Here is a 20,580-nt window from a genome sequence, read left to right on the forward strand (position 1 = left end):
TTTAATGACTACAAAATTTTATTTAAGAAACTAATGTTCTCGAAATCACAATACGTTGAATTTCAGAAGTCCCTTCATATATTTGAGTGATTTTAGCATCACGCATCATACGTTCCACATGATACTCGGCAACATAGCCATTCCCACCGTGAATTTGAACTGCTTCAATGGTCGTATCCATAGCGGTTTGGGAAGCAAATAACTTAGCCATTGCTCCAGATTGAGAAATATCCATTCCTAAATCTTTTTCGGATGCGGCTTTAAAACACAACATTCTGGCAGCCATAATTTGAGTTGCCATATCCGCTAATTTAAAAGCAATCGCTTGGTGTTTGAAAATTTCTTTTCCAAAAGCTTTACGTTCTTGAGAATATTTCAAAGCCAACTCATAAGCACCAGTGGCAATTCCCAATGCTTGAGAAGCAATTCCTATTCTTCCGCCGTTTAGTACGCTCATCGCAAAATTGAATCCAAATCCGTCTGCTCCAATTCGGTTTTCCTTTGGTACTTTAACATCATTGAACATTAACGAATGGGTATCTGAACCACGAATTCCCATTTTTTTCTCTTTTGGACCAATATCAAAACCTGCCCAACCTTTTTCAACTATAAATGCATTAATTCCTTTATGCCCTTTTTCAACATCAGTTTGAGCAATTACAATATAAGTAGATGCCGAAGATCCATTAGTAATCCAGTTCTTGGTTCCATTCAATAAATAATAATCTCCTTTATCGATTGCAGTTGTTTTTTGCGAAGTCGCATCAGAACCTGCTTCAGGCTCAGACAAACAAAAAGCACCTATTACTTCTCCTTTAGCAAGAGGAACTAAGTATTTCATTTTTTGCTCTTCATTGCAGTACTTTTCTAAACCTGCACAAACCAAAGAGTTATTTACAGACATCACCACTGCTGAAGATGCATCTACTTTAGCAATTTCAGTAATCGCCAAAACATAAGAAACGCTGTCCAATCCAGAACCGCCATATTTAGGATCCACCATCATTCCTAAAAAACCAAGCTCCGCCATTTTTTTTACCTGCTCCGTTGGAAATTTAGAGAATTCGTCTCTTTCAATAACACCTGGCAATAATTCGTTTTGAGCAAAATCTCTAGCTGCTTGCTGAATCATTAACTGCTCCTCGGTTAGATTAAAATCCATAACTATATATTGTTTATTTTATTAAAATTTCAACTCTACAAATAAAAGTAAAATTACTCAATTACAATCCTTAAATTTACAGCTTAAGAATTTTTTTTATATATTTTACTTTTCGTTTTAAAATTGATGATTGTTTTGATTTGCTTCCATTAAATTACTTTTTATTTAAAAAAAGCACCCAAAGATACTTTTTTATTATGAAATTACTAATTTTGATTTAGAATTTTATTCAATGAAGGAAGATTACTATAACGTTATCGGAGTAATGTCAGGAACTTCGCTTGACGGAGTCGATTTAGCACATATTCAATTTAGTGTAAAGAATGATAAATGGGCTTTTGAAATACTGGAAAGCGAAACAATTCCATACGGTTTAAACTTGATAAAACACTTAAAATCTGCTGTTGATTATTCTAAAGAGCAACTCGAAAAATTAAATCAAGATTACACAAAACTCTTGGCCTTAATCATTACAGATTTCATCAAAAAATATAACATCGAAAACCTCGATGCCGTTTGTTCTCATGGACATACTATTTTACACCAACCTCAAAACGGGTTTACGCTTCAAATTGGAAATTTATCCGAAATCGCTTCTTTAATTCACCAAACCGTAGTCTGCGACTTTAGAGTACAAGATGTCCAACTTGGCGGTCAAGGTGCTCCTTTAGTTCCCATTGGCGACCAAATATTATTTCCTGAATACGATTATTGCATGAATTTAGGTGGTTTTTCGAATGTATCTTTTGAACAAAATAACAAAAGAATTGCCTTTGATATTTCACCGGTAAATACGGTTTTGAATTTTTATGCCAATCAATTGGGATTGGATTATGACAATAAAGGAATTATTTCAAAAACAGGCAAAATCAATGAAACTTTATTAAAACAGCTTAATGCTTTGGACTTTTACAAAAAGGCTTTCCCAAAATCGTTAGGTTTTGAATTTGTAAAAGAAACTGTTTTACCTTTAATTGAACGTTTCGAAATTGCTATTGAAGACAAATTATGCACGTTCACTGAACATGTGGCGTTACAAATTGCTTTGGCTTTGCCTAATAAAAACGGAAGTCTTTATATAACTGGCGGTGGTGCATACAATGACTTTCTTATTGAACGTATTCAATCCTATTTACCGGAAATGAAAATTATAATTCCTTCTGCAAAGATCCTGGAATTCAAAGAAGCGTTGATTTTTGCGTTACTAGGCGTATTAAAATTACGAGAAGAAATCAATGTTTTGAGCAGTGTTACGGGTGCTAAAATGGATCACAGCTCTGGAAATGTTTATTACTCAAAATAATATTAAAAATACATAATTCGCATTATTCTATTTTTTATATTTGTCAAAATTAAACATATCGCAATAAATGAAAGATTTATTAAAGAAATTCGAAAATAAAGAACCTGAGATAGTTTTCCATTGGAAAGATGCTGAAACCGAAGCCGAAGGTTGGACTGTGATTAATTCACTTCGTGGTGGCGCCGCTGGCGGTGGAACCCGTATGAGAAAAGGATTGGATATGAATGAAGTTTTGTCTTTGGCAAAAACAATGGAAGTGAAATTTTCGGTTTCAGGACCTGCTATTGGCGGTGCTAAATCCGGAATTAATTTTGACCCGAATGATCCAAGGAAAAAAGGCGTTTTGCAACGTTGGTACAAAGCTGTTTCTCCTTTATTGAAAAGTTATTACGGAACCGGAGGCGATTTGAATGTAGATGAAATTCATGAAGTAATCCCCATGACGGAAGAATGTGGTGTTTGGCATCCACAAGAAGGCGTTTTTAACGGGCATTTCAAACCTACCGAAGCGGATAAAATCAACAGAATTGGTCAATTGCGTCAAGGTGTGGTTAAAGTAATTGAGAATCCGAAATTCTCACCGGATGTTTCTCGAAAATATACCATTGCAGATATGATTACCGGTTTTGGCGTTGCCGAAGCAGTTCGTAATTATTATACTATTTATGGCGGAGATGTAAAAGGCAAGAAAGCCATTGTCCAAGGTTTTGGAAATGTAGGTTCAGCTGCAGCATTTTATTTGGCCGAAATGGGTGCAAAAATCATCGGAATTATTGATAGAGATGGCGGACTAATTAATGAAGAAGGTTTTTCTTTCGAAGAAATAAGAGCATTATTCCTTGCTAAAGACGGAAACAAACTGGTTGCCGAAAACATAATCCCTTTTGAAGAAATCAATCAAAAAATCTGGACAATTGGTGCTGAAATATTCACTCCTTGCGCTGCTTCCAGATTAGTAACTCAATCTCAAATTGACAGCTTGATCGCTAATGGTCTTGAAGTAATTTCATGTGGCGCTAATGTTCCTTTTGCCGACAAGGAAATATTTTTTGGCCCAATTATGGAAGACGTAGATCATAAAGTGAGTTTAATTCCTGATTTTATTTCGAATTGTGGAATGGCAAGAGTTTTTGCTTATTTCATGGAAAAGAAAGTACAAATGACGGATGAAGCCATCTTTCAAGACACATCAGAAACCATTAAAAAGGCAATTGAAAAAGCACATGATTTGAATCCTAGCAAAACAAATATTAGTGCAACTGCTTTCGAAATTGCATTGAAACAGCTTACTTAAGAATAGCATTCATAAAACATATTTGAACCGGGATTAAGTAGATTATGCAACATCTATTCAATCCCGGTTCCTTTTTTTTAATTTTAAACAAAAGTAAACTTATTTATATTCTGTCCGTAGCTTTTTACTCTTGACAATTTTTAGTACTTTTCAACGTTTTTTAGTAATACACTTTTTTAAATTTAAAATACAAATGAGTTCCACCATTTCATCAGACCAAAAGAAATCTTTAGCGATATCCATTCTTTTGTATGCGACAATGTTGTTGATTTTATTTTTCATACGCTTTTGGCCACCAGCAAACATGGCTGAACTTGCCGGAGGTGGCGGAGGTGGTGGCGTTACAGTGAATTTTGGAGATAGCGATTTAGGTTCAGGAGCGAATTATAAAAGTGAAGTCCTAGAAGTAAAAAATCAAACCAAACAAACACCAACAAAAACAATACCCCAAGAAGCTATCTTATCCCAGGAAAACACCACAGAAGAAAGTGTTGTCATTCCACAAAAAGAGAAACCTAAAAAACCAATAACTGTTGTAAAAGAAGAACCAAAACCGGTGGTTGTAAAACCCAAAGTTTCTAACAATACTAACGATGCATTATCCAGTATTCTAAAAGGTTCCAACAAAGGCGGTGATGGCGATGACAAAGCAGCCGGAAATAAAGGAAAATCAAACGGAAGTTTAAGTTCAAATGGTTATTATGGAACTGGCGGTTCCGGAGGAGGAACGGGTGGCGGAAATGGTACTGGAAACGGAATAGGAACCGGAAGCGGATACGGATCTGGTAACGGTGGAGGAAACGGAAGTGGTTCTGGTGGCGGTAGCGGTTACTCGCTGGGAAACAGAAAAGCAGTTTCAAAACCCGCTCCAAAATACACCTGCAACGAAGAAGGAAAAGTAGTTGTAGAAGTTTCTGTAGATAGAAATGGAAGAACCATAAACGCAATTGCTGGCATAAAAGGAACCACTAATACCGCGCGATGTTTACTGGACCAAGCTAGAATCGCAGCAATGAACACTAAATGGGACGCCAGCAGTGATGCCCCAGAAAAACAAGTCGGCAAGATTGTCTACAATTTCAATTTGAATTAAGAATAAATTGCAAATCAAAATAATTCAAACCTAAAATGCCTCGACAAGTCGAAGCATTTTTTTTATATAATCAATGTACTATTCAAATCAATTTAAACAGAAAAGTCAGGTTCTAAACCATTTTTTTACTTTGGACTGGTGGCAATCACAAACTTCAAATTGTTCTTTACTCCTATTTGCAATACATCAACTAAATCCTGCACTTGCAAATTAAACGGAATTCTTACCACAACGGTTTGATCCTTTTCACTATTCATTTTAGACATCAAAGTCGCTTCTAACTCTTCAAATGCTACTGGTTGTTTGTCGATATAGAATTTCTTATCTTCCGTAACTGACAAACTGATGTATTGCTTGTTGGTTTTCTCGTTTGCTTTTGCTTTTGGCAATGTCATTTTTATAACATTTGGATTCGCCAAAGTGGATATAATAAGAAAAAATAACAACAAGAAAAACATAATATCACTTAATGACGAAGTAGCCACTTCGGCATGAAATCTTCTTTTTCGTTTTATAGACATGTTACGATCTTTGAATAATATTTACGAATTCCAATATTTGTTTTTGAATTTTTAAAGCAAAATTATCAATTTTTCCGTTTAATAAGTGGTACGCACTATAAGCGATAATACCAACCAATAATCCAGAACCACTACTGATCATTTTCTCATACAAACCCCCAGAAATATTACCAATACTAATATTTTCAGTAACTGAAATACTATAAAATATTTTAATTACCCCAGAAATAGTCCCAATAAATCCTAATGTTGGCGCAATACCTGCAATAAGACCCAATTGACCTAAATACTTCTCCATTTCCCCAATTTCAATATCGGCAGCGCGATCCATATTAGATTCAATCTCAGCAATTGGCCTACCAATAACCAAGACTCCTTCTTTAATAATATTACCTGAAGCCGTATTGCTTCTTTCGGCAATAGATCGTGCCATATCCAAATTACCTGAATTTAGATTATCTCTAATATCTAACATCAAACGGCTATCAATTTTTGATGCTTTATTAATATACAACGTACGTTCTATAATCAAATAAAAAGTATAGAATAATAGGATTGAAATTGGTATTAAGAAGAACCCTCCTTTTAAAATAAATTCCAAAACAGAAATTTCAGTATTTGGAGCAATTTTCTCGATTACCACGTTTGACGCAGCATTAGCAATAGTGTCGGCCTGTAATTGTATAAAACTAAACATATATTATTATTGATTTTTACTCATTAATTCTAAAAATTATTTCAATTTTGCAATAAAGATACTTTTCGATCTAATATTAAACTAAAAAAATCGAAAAATATTTTAAACAACAACTATTTTATTAAAAAAAATGAACTATCAGGAAACTATAAATTGGATGTTTAGTCAACTCCCGATGTACCAACTTCAGGGCGCTTCGGCCTATAAAAAAGATTTAACCAATACTCATTTACTAATAGCTCATCTTGATAACCCCCAAGAAAAACTAAAATGCATTCATATTGCAGGAACTAATGGGAAAGGTTCTACCTCCCATATGCTGGCTTCGATACTTCAGGAAGCGGGCTATAAAGTGGGACTATACACTTCGCCTCATTTAAAAGATTTCAGAGAACGGATTAAAATCAATGGAATTGAAATTTCCGAAGATTTTGTAACCGACTTTACAAATAAGCACAAAGCTTTTTTTGAAGCAAACGACATGAGTTTCTTTGAAATGACCGTTGGATTGGCTTTTGATTATTTTGCAAAAGAAAAAGTAGACATCGCCATTATAGAAGTTGGAATGGGTGGAAGACTGGACGCTACCAATATCATTACGCCACTTGTATCGGTTATTACGAATATTGGACTGGATCACACGCAATTTCTTGGTAACACACTTGAAGCTGTTGCTTTTGAAAAAGCAGGAATCATCAAACCAAATATTCCCGTAATTATTGGAGAATACACTCCTGAAACGAAACCAGTTTTTTTGGCCAAAGCCAATGAATGTAACTCGGAAATCTATTTTGCTTCTGATTTAATCACAAAAACCTATTCTTCCGACTTAATTGGTGATTATCAGCTGCATAATAAAAAAAACGCGATACAAACAATTGCTATTTTAAACGAGCAAAAAGAATTCAAAATTAGTCAAGAGAACATTAAATCCGGTTTGTTGCAAGTGGTAAAAAATACAGGACTTCAAGGAAGATGGCAACAACTAGGCGAATTTCCTAAAGTCATTTGCGATACGGCACACAATAAAAACGGATTAGAAATTGTCCTGAGCCAAATTCAAAAAGAAACGTTTGAAAAATTGCATATTGTACTTGGAGTGGTAAATGATAAAGATTTGGATGAAGTCTTGCCTTTATTCCCAGAAAATGCTATTTATTATTTCTGTAAACCAAACATTCCCCGTGGTTTAGACACTACTATTTTACAAGAAAAAGCAAAAAAACACAACCTTAACGGAAACACATACTCTTCTGTAACAGAAGCTTACATGTCCGCTAAGAATAATGCTACAAAAAATGATTTTATTTTTATTGGCGGTAGTACGTTTGTAGTAGCCGAATTACCTTTAAATACTGGGATTTAACTTTGAACGATAATTATCCCACAAAATAAATTATCAAAACACGCAACTGCTTGACTCATAATTAGTTAAATTTATGTGACTATTTTTATTTATTAATCACTTAATTCTCAAACTATTATGAAAAAGAAAGACAATTCAGCAGTGAGATTGTTAATTTTAACATTCATGCTAAGCATCGGAATGTTAGCTCAAGAAGACCCAAAACCTGTATTTATTACGGTGACAACATTACACAGAAATTTAGATACGGATAGGAAAGACTGGAAACAAACCGAACAGGAATATTTTGACAAAGTTACCAGTAAGAACGATTTAATTATTGGCTCGGAAATTCTAAATCATTATTTCACCGAAAATAGCTCTGAGGTTTTATTGGTATCCGTTTTTAAAACTTGGGAAGATATCGAAAAAGCAAACGATGTTTCTAATGAGTTAATTAAAAAAGGCTGGCCAGATGAAAACAGCAGAAAAGCTTTTTTTGACAAATACAATACGTATTATGGCCCAATGCATTCTGATGAAATTTATTCTTCCGTTAACGGTACCAAAGAATTCAAACCTGTTTCAAAAGAGCCAATGGTAGTCTATATAAGAAAGTCTCAAATGTCCCTGAATGGACAAGGGAAAGGCCTAAAGGAATTCAATGAAAAAATAACTATGAACAATCCTTATATTAAAGGATATTACCCAAATCGTCATGCTTGGGGATCAGACAGCAGGGATTTTCTTGAAGCCTTTTACTACAACTCTTTATCCGATTTAGAAAAATCCAGCGACAAACAAACAGAGTTAATAAAAACAACTTGGCCAAAAGAAGAAGATAGAAAAGCTTTTTTTGATGGATTAAATAAAGCTTTTACCGGTATACACGGTGATTTTATTTATCACAACGAACCTTCACTATCCAAATAAATTATAAATTTTCAAATAAACTCCGTTTACAGATTGCAAGATGGAGTTTATTTGAAAAATATGTCAAACCTAATAAACTAAATACCAATTAAATATAAATTCCTTTGAAAAAATATTGAAATTTGTGCGAAAATATTTTGGATAAGCGAAAAACAAGCTTATATTTGCACTCGCAATAAGGAAATGAAAATTACTAAATTGTAGAAGGGCGATTAGCTCAGCTGGTTCAGAGCACCTCGTTTACACCGAGGGGGTCGGGGGTTCGAACCCCTCATCGCCCACAAAAAACTCCATTAGAAATAATGGAGTTTTTTTATGTCTCATAGTGAGCGGTCTAATTTTAGAATTAATCTTTGACTTATTACTTCCTTAGCCACAATACATCATAAGCACCTATAAAGTTTTTTTCGCGAATCTCAATTTCACTTCCTGTTATTAAATTGAATAATTTACTTTCGTTCAAATCAGCAAACAAACTTCTTTCAAAAACAGTATCAAATTCAGAAAAATTTACAATAACACATATCTTCTCCCCTTTGTTGTCCGTTTTGTTATATACTAACAAATGTGTATTCTCGTAATCAATAAATTCTAAATCATTATTATCTGCGAAAGCTGGGGTTTGTTTCCGAATTTCAATTAATTGTTTTAACTTATTGTATACTTGAGCTTGTGGCGATGACGAATCTTCTATGTTTTCAACTAAACTCCAATCCATTTTAGAACGATGCAACCAACGGTTATCGTATTTTTTACTTTCATCATTCAAGTAATCGTAATTATTTGGAAGAGCCACCTCATCTCCACTATAAATCATTGGCAAACCACCTAAAGACAAAATAATGGCATGCTGCAAATTGATTCGTTTTATCGCTAGTTGAATTTGTTCTTGATTATTTTCTTTTAATGCTTTTTCAAAGCCACATAATGCTGCCATAGAACCAGAGATACGGGCATTACCCGTTTCATGTTCAATCATAAAACGCTGTCCTAATCCAAAACTTCCATTAAATCCATCACAATAATGCTTCAAAATATACAGGCGATGCTGCAAGCTGTCTAATCCAAGTTCAAGAACTAATTTATCATCAAATCCCAGCCCAATGTCATCGTGACATCTGGCATAATTTATCCATGTTGTATTTCTTGGTTTTTTAGGAACTGCATTGATAGATTTTTTAAGTAAATTAGTATTTCGTGTAGCCAAAGCTTCCCAACTCAATGCCATAAAATTAGCATTATAGGCAATATCACACTCATCACCTTGAGCTATTCCTTGCCCAAAATATTTTATAATTTCTTCTGGAGCCACAATTGCTTCAGCAATATAAGCAACACCCGGAGCCACAATTTGACCACACAATTTAAAGAGCTGAAGCAAAAGATGAACTTCTGGCAGATTTTGATTAAACTTCCCTATTTCCTTCCACATGAAAGCTACGGCATCTAACCGAAAAACATCTATTCCTTTATTGGACCAGAACAACATGGTGTCTATCATTTCTACCAGAACCATTGGATTTTTATAATTCAAATCCCATTGATACCCATAAAACAAAGTCATTACCCATTGATTACTCTCTGGTAAATATGTAAAATTTCCAGGAGAAGTATCCGGAAAGATTTCAATCATGGTTTGTTCATAAGCATTCGGTAAATTTCTGTCTGGAAAAAAATAGAAAAAATCTTTGTACTTCGGATGCCCTTTACGAGCCTCAACAGCCCATTGATGATGATCTGCACAATGATTAAGCACAAAATCCATAATTAAATTCATGTCGTTTTTTTGAAACTCATATACCAAAGCTTCAAAATCCTTCATTGTTCCAAATTTAGGATTAACCTCACGGTAATTACGCACTGCATAACCGCCATCATTTTCAAATTCCGGCACATCCAAAAAAGGCATCAGATGCACTGTGTTAATTCCCAAATCTCTGAAGTAAGGAATTTTCTCTTTCAATCCATTAAAATCAGTATTAAAGAGATCAACATACAACATCATCCCAACAATTTTCTCACTGGAATACCAATTAGGGTTAGAAACTCGCGTCAAGTCACGTTTCTTTTGCATAGCAGAACGCTCCTCAAAATTCTTGACCAAAGATTTCAATAATAAATCAAATCCTTCGTCTTTATAAGGACTATTGGCATATAAATTTTGATATAAATCACTAATAATTGGAAAATTGGCTCCCAATCTTAAATGAAAATTCTTGTCTTTAATTTTTTTATCTTCCAAGAAAATATTCAATTTTGATAACTTTTCAGCCTGTTGCATATTTATAAAAATTTTACATAATTACCATTATTTATCTTAAAATAACATGAAGTTCATTTTTAACGATAAATTGATTTTAAATATAATAAAAAATGAACGGTGAAAAAAAATTTTTCTTATTTCAAACCTATTTTTTTTATTAAAGAAACTCATTCTTTCATTATTATTTTAAAGCATAAAGGCTACCTAAAACAGACAGCCTCTTGTGTTTTTTATTAGTTCAATGGATGCATTTCACACCAATACATATAATCCTTTTAAATCAATCTTAGAGCATAAAAAATTACCAACCTTGATGCAAGCCATTTCTTACAACTTCATTGTATTTGTCTTGGTCGAAGCTATATAAATTTGGAGCTTTATGAGCAACATTACCCTTTTTTTCATCTAGTTTTGTGAGTATCCCTATAGAAGTTATTTTGCGAAGAAAATTTCTTCGATCTAGCTTTCTGCCCAATATAGTTTCATATAATTTTTGCAATTCAGGTATCGTAAATTTTTCGGGAAGCAAATTATAACCTACTGGCATTAGATTCAATTCCATTCGTAAAGTCTCTAATGCCTTATCCAAAATTTCTTTATGATCCAAAATTAAATCTTGGACGGCATAATGATCAACCCATTCCACAATTTCATTATTCCCATCTGGCTGCGGAACTGTCTTTAAAAAATCTACCAAAGCATAATATCCAACTGTAATAAAGCGACTGGCATACCATTTTCCTTCTTCTATCGGAATCTCGAAAAAATTTAAAACTCGGGTATTGAAATGTTTGTCATTTCTTTTGACAGCTCCAAAAGTAGAAAATTGCCTCAAGAAAATCCCTTCTAATCCAGTTCTGCCATGTAAAACAGTAATTGCCGCTTGATCGATATCTTCATCAATAGGCACAAAACCACCTGGCAAACCCCATTTGTCATTGTATTTTGTTTTTATCAATAATACCTTAAGCTGATTATCATGAAACCCAAAAATCACACAATCTATCGACAAACCTGGTTGATAATTTTCCCTGTTATCTAAAACTTTTTTTAACATGTGTTTTTCTAGTATTAAATTTATATCATTTTAAGAGTTGCAATTTAGTTCATTTTTTTTAAGAAAAAAATGAATGCCAAGTTTTCAAAATTAATTTTGAATAAAGAAATAACACTGTACAATAATAAGACATACTCCCACAAAATCAACTAAAAAATATTCCATGAAAGAAATATAAAAAAATCAAGTAAAATGTATTGTAAATCAAAAAAAAATGTACATTGCGTCAAAATAACACAACTGTTTTAATAACAATGAATAACTCTCTAAAAAAGAGCTAAATTAAAGATTAAGAAAATATTATTATTTATAATTAGTTGAAAATCCATTTTTTGTATAAAAATAAAAAATAGAGATGAAACTAAAATTTAACTGTGAGAAGAAAATGTTCTAAGTGTTCTAAAAAAACATAATAAACTGAAGATAAAAAAGCTTCATTTTTAGAAGCAATGTTAGCATATAAATTTATTCATCTTGAGGTAAACTTAGAAGCGAAAATCTAGATATACTATTGAAAGCTGTTAACCAAAAGTATTTGCAAAAATTGTTAATTAATTGTTGTTAAAAAAGTATTGAAACAGAATTTAAAAGAGGCTGCCTTGTAAGTCAACCTCTTTTTTAAATTCCCTCTTGTCAAATGTATTTTCCTATATTTAATACTATTACTACAAGTTCATAAGGAAAATCAATTAAGAGTCAATACTTTTTTTATTCTTACCTACATCAATTTCAACATTATAGCAAGTGCGATTCATTAAAAAAATACTACGTCAAATATATTAATTTTGAGCAATAAAGCCCAAACTACTATTAAAACACAAGATTAATTCCTTTTTATTTACACAAAAACAAAGAATTTAAGAAACAAACCCTCCTAGTACTATCATAACCACTTACTTATAAAACCTTATTTTTATTAAAAAAAGCCGTGTTCTTTCTGTTATTATTACTTCATTAATTCAAAACTGTCTCGTAAACGAATATTCGCAGAAGACGAACCAATCATTACATCAAAATCTCCAGGCTCAGCAACCCATTGCAAATTAGCATTATAAAAAGATAATTTTTCTTTGTCAATAGTAAACTGAACCGTTTTAGTTTCCCCTGCATTCAGTTTTATTTTTTGAAAATCTTTCAATTCAATAATTGGACGTACTACTGAACCTACTCTGTCTCTCAAATATAACTGAACAACTTCTTCACCAGCTACTTTTCCTGAATTGGTTACATTTAATGTTATCGTAATTTTCTCAGTACTTTTAATTTTATTTTTAGACAATTTCAAATTTGAATATTCGAAAGCGGTATAACTCAAACCATATCCAAAAGGAAACTTCGGACTGTTTTTTAAGTCAGTATATGCAGAAACGTAATTTGTTTCATTTTCATTTTTCGCTGGTCTTCCTGTGTTAAAATGATTGTAATAAATAGGAATCTGACCTTCTTCTCTGGGAAAAGACATTGGCAATTTCCCCGAAGGGTTGTAATCGCCAAACAAAACATCAGCAATCGCATTTCCTGCTTCACTTCCTAACCACCATGTATACAAAATTGCAGGAACATTATCCGCAGTCCAATTAAAAATAAGCGGTCTTCCCGCGTTGATTAAAACCACAACAGGTTTTCCAGTTGCTTGAATTGCTTTTATCAACTCTTCCTGAACGCCCGGCAAACGGAGATTACTGCGGCTTTTTGCTTCACCACTCATATCTCTTCTTTCTCCAATGCTTAAAATCACAACATCCGATTGATTCGCAACAGCGATTGCTTCGGCAAAACCATCTTTGTTATCGCCTTCAATTTCACAACCTTTGGCATAAAGCAATTTGGCAGTATTCCCAACTTTATTTTGCAAACCTTCCCATTGTGAAATGACATGCTTATCATAATCCACTTCCGGTAATTCTACAGACCAAAAACCCATGTTTTGCTTGCGTTCTTTAACCAAAGGGCCAATAAAAGCAATTGTTTTTGTTTGTTTTGAAATTGGTAAAACACTTTTCTCATTCTTCAACAACACAATACTTTTTGCCGCAATTTCTCTAGCTGCTTTTCTGTGTTCCGGATTGTTCAATGCTGCTTGTTCTCTTTCCGAATTCGAGTATTTATAAGGATCTTCGAACAATCCAAGTTCAAATTTCTTTCGTAAAATTCTTTTCACCGCATCATCAATTAGCGCAATTGGCACTTTTTTCTCTTTTACCAATTGTGCCAAATTATATCGGTACGCATTACTTTCCATGTCCATATCGCTTCCAGCAGTTATAGCAGCTAATGCCGCTTCTTTACTGTCTTTTACATATCCGTGGTTGATCATTTCTCCTATTGAACCCCAATCCGAAACTACGAAACCTTTAAAATTCCATTTCCCTTTCAAGATGTCTCTTTGCAAATATTTATTCCCTGTTGCCGGAATTCCGTTCAGGTCATTGAATGAGTTCATAAATGTTGCAGCTCCAGCATCCAAAGCCGCTTTGAAAGGTGGCAAATACGTTTCCCAAAGCATTCTTTCGCTCATGTCAACCGAATTATAATCTCTCCCGCCAACAGCAGCTCCATAAGCCGCAAAATGTTTCACGCAAGCCATTACCGAATTGACATCACCCAATTTTCCTTGAAAACCTTTCACTCTCGCATAGGCAATTTTCGAACCTAAATAAGTGTCTTCACCAGCACCTTCCATCACTCTTCCCCAACGCGGATCACGGGAAATGTCCACCATGGGCGCAAATGTCCAATGAATTCCACTTGCTGATGCTTCAGTTGCAGCAATTCTTGCCGAAAGTTCCATCGCATCTAAATCCCAACTTGCGGCTTCCGCCAATGGAAGTGGAAAAGTAGTTTTATACCCATGAATAACATCTTGGCCAAACAACAAAGGAATTTTCAATCTCGACTGCATCGCTAATTCTTGGTATTGTCTCGTGTGTTGTGTTCCCAAAACATTCAACATAGAACCAATTAAACCTGCTTTAATCTCCGATTGTTTATTCGGATTTATAGTCACTGGTCCAGTCGCAGCATTATCTCCTGTATATTGATTTAATTGTCCTATTTTCTCTTCAAGAGTCATTCGCTTTAGCAAAGCGTCTACCTTCTGGTCAATCGTTTTTTGCTGAGAAAACGCAATAAAGCAGGTCAATAAAAGTGCTGTTGTTACTATTTTTTTCATTTCTAAGTACTGTGTTTTTTTATTCAAATTCATATCCCATAATCCAAAAATCAGGAAATGGTCTTCTATTTTTTTAATTCGCTTGGATTTTTAAATTCTAAAAAGTTCAAATTGAAATTTCCTTTTTCGAAATGTACTTTGACTTTATTCGTGCCTTGTTTTAAAACCACATTTTTCAAAGTTATCGTTTGCCAATTATTTTTTCCTCCAGAATATGGAATAGTAATGGTTTCAGAAAGTTGCCCATTTTCATCCTCTAAATAAAGTTTTCCACCCGCTACTTCACTTGCATATCGAACGACAACATCAAAAGTAGTTTTAGCTTTCACCTCAACTGTGTATTGCAGCCATTCGCCATCTTCAATAAAGGCAACATGAAAACCATTCGTAATTTTATCATTGCAAGATTGAATATCAACCCCATCATTTCTCATGGCGCCACCTTTGTTCCATTTGGTAAATTTAGTACCGTCATAATTGGCGACATCTTTGTCAAAATAAGCAAATCCATTTTGGCCCAAATCATATTCAGTAGCGAATACTTTCCCTGGCAAAGTATGATTTTTGTATTTTTTAGTATCGGTTGTTTGCACTTGTCTGAACATCGCATCAATCACATCGTATCTGATGGTCAGATTTTTCATTTTGTAGTTTTCGGCAATTTGCATTAATGCTTTTTTAGCAAAAGCTACTGTTGGTTTTTTTCCTCCGGCAGCCCAATATTGCAATAATTGCTCGTATTCCGGTGTTTTTGTAACCGAAGTAACTCCCGCTAAATTTTCAATTTTTTTCATTGGCCAAAAAGCCCAACCTATATTATTTGTTTCTACTAAAGCGATTGCTTCCTTAAACCATACATTAGAGTTTTCACCACTTTCACCCAACCAAATTGGCACATTGTATTGCGTTCTAAAATTCAACATGTTTTGTATCGAAGCCGTATCATTATCGTTCCAATATTTATGAAAACTCAACGCCATATTATCGTCCCAAAGCGGAAACATCCCATTGTAATTATTTCCCCAGCAATTTCCTTCTATAAAAATTAAATGATTGGTATCTACTTCTCTTATGGTTTTTGTAATTCTGACTTGCAACGCTCTTAAAGGCGCGTTAGACTTTTCATCACATCCATTTTGATTCGTTCCCGTGAAATTCCAATTGGGTTCATTGATAATATCATAGGCTCCAATCCAAGGATTATCTTTGTAACGCAACGCTAATTTTTTCCAAAGCGCCACCATTTTATCCTGATTTGCCGTACTTTCCCAAAGTGATGGTTTTGAATCATCATAATCTGAGATATTGGCATCTTTTCCCTGACCTCCAGGAGTTGCATGTAAATCTAAAATCAAATATATTTTATTGGCAGCACACCATTTCAATACATCATCCGTCATTTTAAAACCTTCATCAAGCCAAGTATTCTGACCCGAAACCGCTTCTTTTTCAATAGGCAATGTGTACAAGTTGTAATGCATTGGCAATCGAATAGAGTTGAAACCCCAAGCTGCCAGTGAATCTATATCTTTTTTTGTAATTCCGTTTGCTTTATAGGCGTCATAAAACTTCTCCGTGTTTTTTGCACCAATTAAATCTGCGACTTTTTGTTTTATTGCATGTTGTGAACCTGCAAACGAACCGGTTTGCAGCATGTATCCTTCTTGAACCATCCATCCGCCTAATCCTAAACCACGCAACACCACATTTTGTCCATTTCCATCGACAATATTTTGTCCATTTCTATGTAAAAATCCTTGGCCGAAGGAAGAAACTGATAAAGAAATAAGGAATAACAAAACTATTTTTTTCATAAAGAAGGTTTTAAAACAAACCGTTTTCGGCATTTAATAAACTAATGTTTGAATAGCATGAGGCAAAATATAAATTTCGGTAGCTTTAGTTCCAATACACAAATTATACTTCAACTTCTTATCTGTTTTATTCATAACCACCGTTACGGCTTTACCATCTTGATTTAAAAATGAAGTAGTCATTAAATAACTTTGACTGGAAACACTACTTATCCTTTTTGCACTTTTACCAATAAATTTAGAAAAATGACCAATAAAATAATAAGAAGGCGTATAGATTAACTCCCCTGTTTTTGTATTTGCATGTAAAGGAGAAAAACAAAAATTACCTACATGATTTGGACCACCATTTTCATCTAAAAGAACATTCCAATCTGTCCAGCCTACCGTTCCATTATTAAAGTCGTGAATCATAGATTCCCCATATCGTTCCCCGTTTGCCCAAAGTTGTAATTTTTTATAATCAAATTTCTCAACGCAGCCTTCTGTGAACATTAAGTTTTTGTCAGGATACATTTCGTGAACTTTTCCAACATTTTCAAACATGGATTCTCCTCCACTCCAACTTTCATACCAATGAAAACCAATTCCCCAAACATATTTATTCGCTTCTGGGTCATCTAGAATTGTACTTGCTCTTTGTGCTAATAAATCTCTATTGTGATCCCAAACTGTAATTTTTTTATCTCCAAGTCCCGCTTTTTTCAATGTTGGTCCCAAATAATTTTTCAGAAAATCGCGTTCTTCTTCGGCCGTGTAAATACAGGATTCCCAAGTTTGCTTCGCCATTGGCTCATTTTGAATTGTCAATCCCCAAACTGGAATTCCTTCTTTTTGGTAGCTATTAATAAATTTCACATAATAATTAGCCCAAGACTGATAAAATTCAGGCAATAATTTACCACCTTTCAACATGCTTTTAGTATCCTTCATAAAAGCTGGTGGACTCCATGGAGTTACATACAATGTAGCCTTACCTCCCGCTGCTGCAATTGCCTTTTTGATTAATGGAATTTTAAATTCTTTATCATGCTCAATATTGAAACTCTTTAGTGCTGCATCACCTTCATTGACATAAGTATAACTTCCTGAACTAAAATCACAGCTGTGAATATTCGTTCTTATTATTGAATATCCAATTCCTTTTTCTTTATCATAATAAGCTTCTAAGAATTCTTTCTGATTTTCTTTAGTCAATTTGGCAAAAACCTCAGCACTCGCATCCGTAATTGCTCCACCAATACCTAAAAATGTCTGAAAGGTTTTACTTGGATTCACAAAAACACACAGTTGCGTTTCTTGAGGTTGTTTTAAGTCCGTGAATTGTAAATTATCTGTTTTTGTTAATCTTAAATCGGTCCCTTCTGCTGTAGTATAGACGGTAACTGTCTTGTTATTTGTTAAAAAGGGCTTCGATTGTATTTTACTTTTTTGCTGAGCAAGAGCCAAAAAAGACACTGCTAAAAGTGCAGCTGTTGTGATTTTTTTCATTCTATGAATATTATGTATGTTATTTTACCAAATATAGGCAGTTTTACCAAATAAATGTCCCTACTGAACCCGATTCTAATGATGTTGTTACCCAATTTCCGTTGAATTTAACATTGAAAATTTCAGCAGTACTTCCATCATTTTCAATAATTAAAACGTTTTTCCCACTTGGTGTTTTAAAGGCTACATTATTCAAATTCCCACTTATAGTACTTGCAATTCTAACAGAACCAGCAGGGACAAATTTAGAAGCATGCGCAATGATATAATACCCTACATTTCTGGTAAAATTATCACTGCTATTTATCGTCAATGCTCCTTTACAGGTCGTACAACCGCCTGGAGTATTAGGTCCAAAAGAAGCATTATTGGCTAAGTTCCATTCTAATGCTGTTTTGCTCCAATTTCGCATAGAACCAATAACAACATTTTTCACATGCCATTTCAAATCGCCTTCAAAACTTCCGGTAGAAGATGTATATTGTTCCGTGAAATATAAGTTTTTATTGGGGAACGCATTGTGAACCGTTGACAAAGCGCTTATATCACCTTCGTATAAGTGAAATGCAGAACCATCAATAAAAGGATAAGCTCCAGCATCGCTTAGAACTGCTATAGGATATTCCGGTTTGTTGCAATTATGGTCATAAGCCACAATTTTAGTCATCAAATTTGCTGTTTGAAAAGCTGGACCCAAATGGTTTTTTATAAAATCAGCTTGTTGTGAAGCGAGCATCAGCATACTAGGATTGTTCCCGGGATGCAATGGCTCGTTTTGTGGTGTAATGGCATCAATAGTAATTCCTTCGGCTTTCATTTTTTGGATGTATTTCACGAAATACTGTGCATAAACTCCATAATACTCTGGTTTCAAACTTCCTCCAATAAAATTAGTATTGTCTTTCATCCATACTGGCGGAGACCACGGCGTAGCCATAATTTTAATCTTTGGATTGATTGCCACTATTTCTTTTAGCATGGGTATCAAATCCGTTTTATCCGGAGCTAAACTAAAATTGTCTAAATTCACATCTGTTTGTCCGCTTGGCAAATCATCATAAGTAAAGGGCGTAGCATTCATATCTGAGGCGCCAATACTGATCCTTAAATAACTTATTGCAATTGAATTGCCATTGGCACCAAATAATTCTTGCAATAATTCTTGTCTTTTTTGTGCATTTAATAAATTAATAACCTGAGCACTTCCTCCAGTCAAAGTGTATCCAAATCCATCAATACTTTGAAATGTTTGGGAATCATCAACCTCAATAGTACCATAATTATTATAGGTTGTCCCAAATGCTAAAATTGATGTTTGCTTTTGAAGATTTACAGTCTGATTGCCTTTGGTCAACCAAAAGTCAACTTCATTTACTGCAACCGGTGGAGTTGGTTTTGGAGTAGGATTAACAGTATCACTAGCCGGAGAACATTTAGATAGCATGACTGATAAGGTTATTAAAAAGAAAATTTTCATAGTATATTTTATAGTATTCATATTAATTATTAAAATTTATTTCGACATAAACAGGCAAATGGTCTGATGGATATCTTACGTTTTTTGAATCGCTTAAAACTGCATATTTTTTGACTTTTAAAATACTGTCTTTAGAAATAAAAATATAGTCTATCAATTTGGTTACTGGTTCATTATGCACAAAATTATTAAATGTTCCAGAAGGCCCAAAAGGCTTCTCTACTGAAACTTCTCTACAATCGTTCATTACTTTTTTCAGTGCTATTATTCTATCTTCGTTAGGTTCTGAATTGAAATCTCCCATGAAAATTACTGGATAATTTTTAGCGTTCAGTTCCTTTATTTTCGAAAGAATAAGCTGTATTCCTTTGGTTCTTGCGTCTTCGCCAATGTGATCCAAATGCGTATTAAAAACCCAAAACAGTTGTTTTGTTTTCAAATCTTTGAACAGCGCATACGTACAAACTCGGTTGCAAGCGGCATCCCATCCCATAGAAATTTCATTTGGTGTTTCAGAAAGCCAAAAAGTGTTGTTTTCCTTAACGCTAAATCTTTCCTTTTTATAAAAAATATTCGAAGATTCTCCTTTCCCAATTCCTTCTCTTCCAATACCTACATTATCATATTGCAATAGCGCCGTTGCGATATCAATAACCTGATTGGGTCTTGCTTCTTGAACTCCAAAAATAGCTGGTTCGTAAAATTGAATCTGCGATGTAAAATAATCTTTTCGATGGTTCCAATCATTTTCTCCGTCACTAGCAATATCCAAACGAATGTTATACGTCATTACTTTTAATGTTTGAGCTGGAGAAAACAAACTCATTAGAAGAAAAAACACCGAACAGATTATTTTTTTTGACTGACTCATTTCTTTATTTTTAAATTATTATTCTCCACTGAAGCTTCTATCCAACTTACAAATAGAAGCTCACAATGAAGAACGTACTAACTAAAC

At 33.9% G+C, this 20,580-nt stretch carries 15 protein-coding genes and 1 tRNA gene; 6 read left to right on the forward strand and 10 right to left on the reverse strand.

Features of this window, described 5'->3' with window-relative positions; all coding sequences use genetic code 11:
- Positions 1–22 precede the first annotated feature (22 nt).
- Positions 23–1,162 (reverse strand): acyl-CoA dehydrogenase family protein, encoded by a 1,140-nt coding sequence (locus tag T410_RS01975; protein WP_035668220.1) that lies wholly within the window; start codon positions 1,160–1,162, stop codon positions 23–25.
- Positions 1,163–1,394: 232 nt separating this feature from the next.
- Between T410_RS01975 and T410_RS01980 the strand changes: the two genes are divergently transcribed.
- The 3 genes from T410_RS01980 (at position 1,395) to T410_RS01990 (ending at position 4,852) form a co-directional block, all read left to right on the forward strand.
- Positions 1,395–2,465, forward strand: coding sequence for an anhydro-N-acetylmuramic acid kinase (locus T410_RS01980; protein WP_035668221.1), 1,071 nt, complete (start codon positions 1,395–1,397; stop codon positions 2,463–2,465).
- A gap of 67 nt (positions 2,466–2,532) precedes the next feature.
- Positions 2,533–3,759: a Glu/Leu/Phe/Val dehydrogenase dimerization domain-containing protein gene (locus tag T410_RS01985; RefSeq protein WP_035668222.1), complete on the forward strand. Its 1,227-nt coding sequence runs from the start codon at positions 2,533–2,535 to the stop codon at positions 3,757–3,759.
- A 193-nt stretch (positions 3,760–3,952) separates the two neighbouring features.
- Positions 3,953–4,852, forward strand: coding sequence for a hypothetical protein (locus T410_RS01990; protein ID WP_035668224.1), 900 nt, complete (start codon positions 3,953–3,955; stop codon positions 4,850–4,852).
- 125 nt (positions 4,853–4,977) lie between these two features.
- Here T410_RS01990 and T410_RS01995 read toward each other — a convergent pair whose 3' ends face one another.
- Both T410_RS01995 and T410_RS02000 read right to left on the reverse strand, forming a co-directional pair.
- Positions 4,978–5,373, reverse strand: coding sequence for a biopolymer transporter ExbD (locus T410_RS01995; RefSeq protein WP_035668225.1), 396 nt, complete (start codon positions 5,371–5,373; stop codon positions 4,978–4,980).
- 1 nt (position 5,374) lies between these two features.
- Complete coding sequence (locus T410_RS02000) at positions 5,375–6,070, reverse strand: MotA/TolQ/ExbB proton channel family protein (protein ID WP_035668226.1); 696 nt, start codon at positions 6,068–6,070, stop codon at positions 5,375–5,377.
- Between the two features lie 130 nt (positions 6,071–6,200).
- On the opposite strand from T410_RS02000, the gene T410_RS02005 reads away from it, so the two are divergent.
- From T410_RS02005 to T410_RS02015, 3 genes are all read left to right on the forward strand, one after another.
- Entirely contained in the window at positions 6,201–7,436 is a 1,236-nt protein-coding gene (locus T410_RS02005; protein WP_035668228.1) for a folylpolyglutamate synthase/dihydrofolate synthase family protein, read from the forward strand.
- Between the two features lie 117 nt (positions 7,437–7,553).
- The gene (locus T410_RS02010) at positions 7,554–8,348 is read left to right on the forward strand and encodes a hypothetical protein (RefSeq protein WP_035668230.1); all 795 of its coding nucleotides are present in this window, start codon (positions 7,554–7,556) and stop codon (positions 8,346–8,348) included.
- Between the two features lie 206 nt (positions 8,349–8,554).
- Positions 8,555–8,629: transfer RNA gene (locus tag T410_RS02015), tRNA-Val, on the forward strand.
- 80 nt (positions 8,630–8,709) lie between these two features.
- On the opposite strand, the gene T410_RS02020 is transcribed toward T410_RS02015, so the two are convergent.
- The 7 genes from T410_RS02020 to T410_RS02050 form a co-directional block, all read right to left on the reverse strand.
- Positions 8,710–10,629: an amylosucrase gene (locus tag T410_RS02020; RefSeq protein ID WP_051929334.1), complete on the reverse strand. Its 1,920-nt coding sequence runs from the start codon at positions 10,627–10,629 to the stop codon at positions 8,710–8,712.
- A gap of 283 nt (positions 10,630–10,912) precedes the next feature.
- Positions 10,913–11,668, reverse strand: coding sequence for an NUDIX domain-containing protein (locus tag T410_RS02025; protein WP_035668233.1), 756 nt, complete (start codon positions 11,666–11,668; stop codon positions 10,913–10,915).
- A 946-nt stretch (positions 11,669–12,614) separates the two neighbouring features.
- Positions 12,615–14,840: a glycoside hydrolase family 3 N-terminal domain-containing protein gene (locus T410_RS02030; RefSeq protein WP_035673955.1), complete on the reverse strand. Its 2,226-nt coding sequence runs from the start codon at positions 14,838–14,840 to the stop codon at positions 12,615–12,617.
- Positions 14,841–14,905: 65 nt separating this feature from the next.
- A complete protein-coding gene (locus T410_RS02035; protein WP_035673958.1) occupies positions 14,906–16,654 on the reverse strand; it encodes a cellulase family glycosylhydrolase in 1,749 nt (582 codons plus the stop codon).
- A 33-nt stretch (positions 16,655–16,687) separates the two neighbouring features.
- Positions 16,688–18,145, reverse strand: coding sequence for a glycoside hydrolase family 30 beta sandwich domain-containing protein (locus T410_RS02040; protein ID WP_035668235.1), 1,458 nt, complete (start codon positions 18,143–18,145; stop codon positions 16,688–16,690).
- 43 nt (positions 18,146–18,188) lie between these two features.
- A complete protein-coding gene (locus T410_RS02045; RefSeq protein WP_035668237.1) occupies positions 18,189–19,643 on the reverse strand; it encodes a glycoside hydrolase family 30 beta sandwich domain-containing protein in 1,455 nt (484 codons plus the stop codon).
- 1 nt (position 19,644) lies between these two features.
- Entirely contained in the window at positions 19,645–20,493 is an 849-nt protein-coding gene (locus T410_RS02050; RefSeq protein ID WP_035668239.1) for an endonuclease/exonuclease/phosphatase family protein, read from the reverse strand.
- Positions 20,494–20,580: the final 87 nt, after the last annotated feature.

Origin of the sequence: Flavobacterium sp. 83 (assembly GCF_000744835.1) — a bacterium.
Lineage (GTDB): Bacteria > Bacteroidota > Bacteroidia > Flavobacteriales > Flavobacteriaceae > Flavobacterium.

Excerpts from the sequence above, each read along its gene's own strand:
- T410_RS02030 (WP_035673955.1), bottom strand. The coding sequence starts at position 14,840 with ATGAAAAAAATAGTAACAACAGCACTTTTATTGACCTGCTTTATTGCG.
- T410_RS02000 (WP_035668226.1), bottom strand. The coding sequence starts at position 6,070 with ATGTTTAGTTTTATACAATTACAGGCCGACACTATTGCTAATGCTGCG.
- T410_RS02050 (WP_035668239.1), bottom strand. The coding sequence starts at position 20,493 with ATGAGTCAGTCAAAAAAAATAATCTGTTCGGTGTTTTTTCTTCTAATG.
- T410_RS02005 (WP_035668228.1), top strand. The coding sequence starts at position 6,201 with ATGAACTATCAGGAAACTATAAATTGGATGTTTAGTCAACTCCCGATG.
- T410_RS01990 (WP_035668224.1), top strand. The coding sequence starts at position 3,953 with ATGAGTTCCACCATTTCATCAGACCAAAAGAAATCTTTAGCGATATCC.
- T410_RS02025 (WP_035668233.1), bottom strand. The coding sequence starts at position 11,668 with ATGTTAAAAAAAGTTTTAGATAACAGGGAAAATTATCAACCAGGTTTG.
- T410_RS01980 (WP_035668221.1), top strand. The coding sequence starts at position 1,395 with ATGAAGGAAGATTACTATAACGTTATCGGAGTAATGTCAGGAACTTCG.
- T410_RS01975 (WP_035668220.1), bottom strand. The coding sequence starts at position 1,162 with ATGGATTTTAATCTAACCGAGGAGCAGTTAATGATTCAGCAAGCAGCT.
- T410_RS01995 (WP_035668225.1), bottom strand. The coding sequence starts at position 5,373 with ATGTCTATAAAACGAAAAAGAAGATTTCATGCCGAAGTGGCTACTTCG.
- T410_RS02040 (WP_035668235.1), bottom strand. The coding sequence starts at position 18,145 with ATGAAAAAAATCACAACAGCTGCACTTTTAGCAGTGTCTTTTTTGGCT.
- T410_RS01985 (WP_035668222.1), top strand. The coding sequence starts at position 2,533 with ATGAAAGATTTATTAAAGAAATTCGAAAATAAAGAACCTGAGATAGTT.
- T410_RS02010 (WP_035668230.1), top strand. The coding sequence starts at position 7,554 with ATGAAAAAGAAAGACAATTCAGCAGTGAGATTGTTAATTTTAACATTC.
- T410_RS02045 (WP_035668237.1), bottom strand. The coding sequence starts at position 19,643 with ATGAATACTATAAAATATACTATGAAAATTTTCTTTTTAATAACCTTA.
- T410_RS02020 (WP_051929334.1), bottom strand. The coding sequence starts at position 10,629 with ATGCAACAGGCTGAAAAGTTATCAAAATTGAATATTTTCTTGGAAGAT.
- T410_RS02035 (WP_035673958.1), bottom strand. The coding sequence starts at position 16,654 with ATGAAAAAAATAGTTTTGTTATTCCTTATTTCTTTATCAGTTTCTTCC.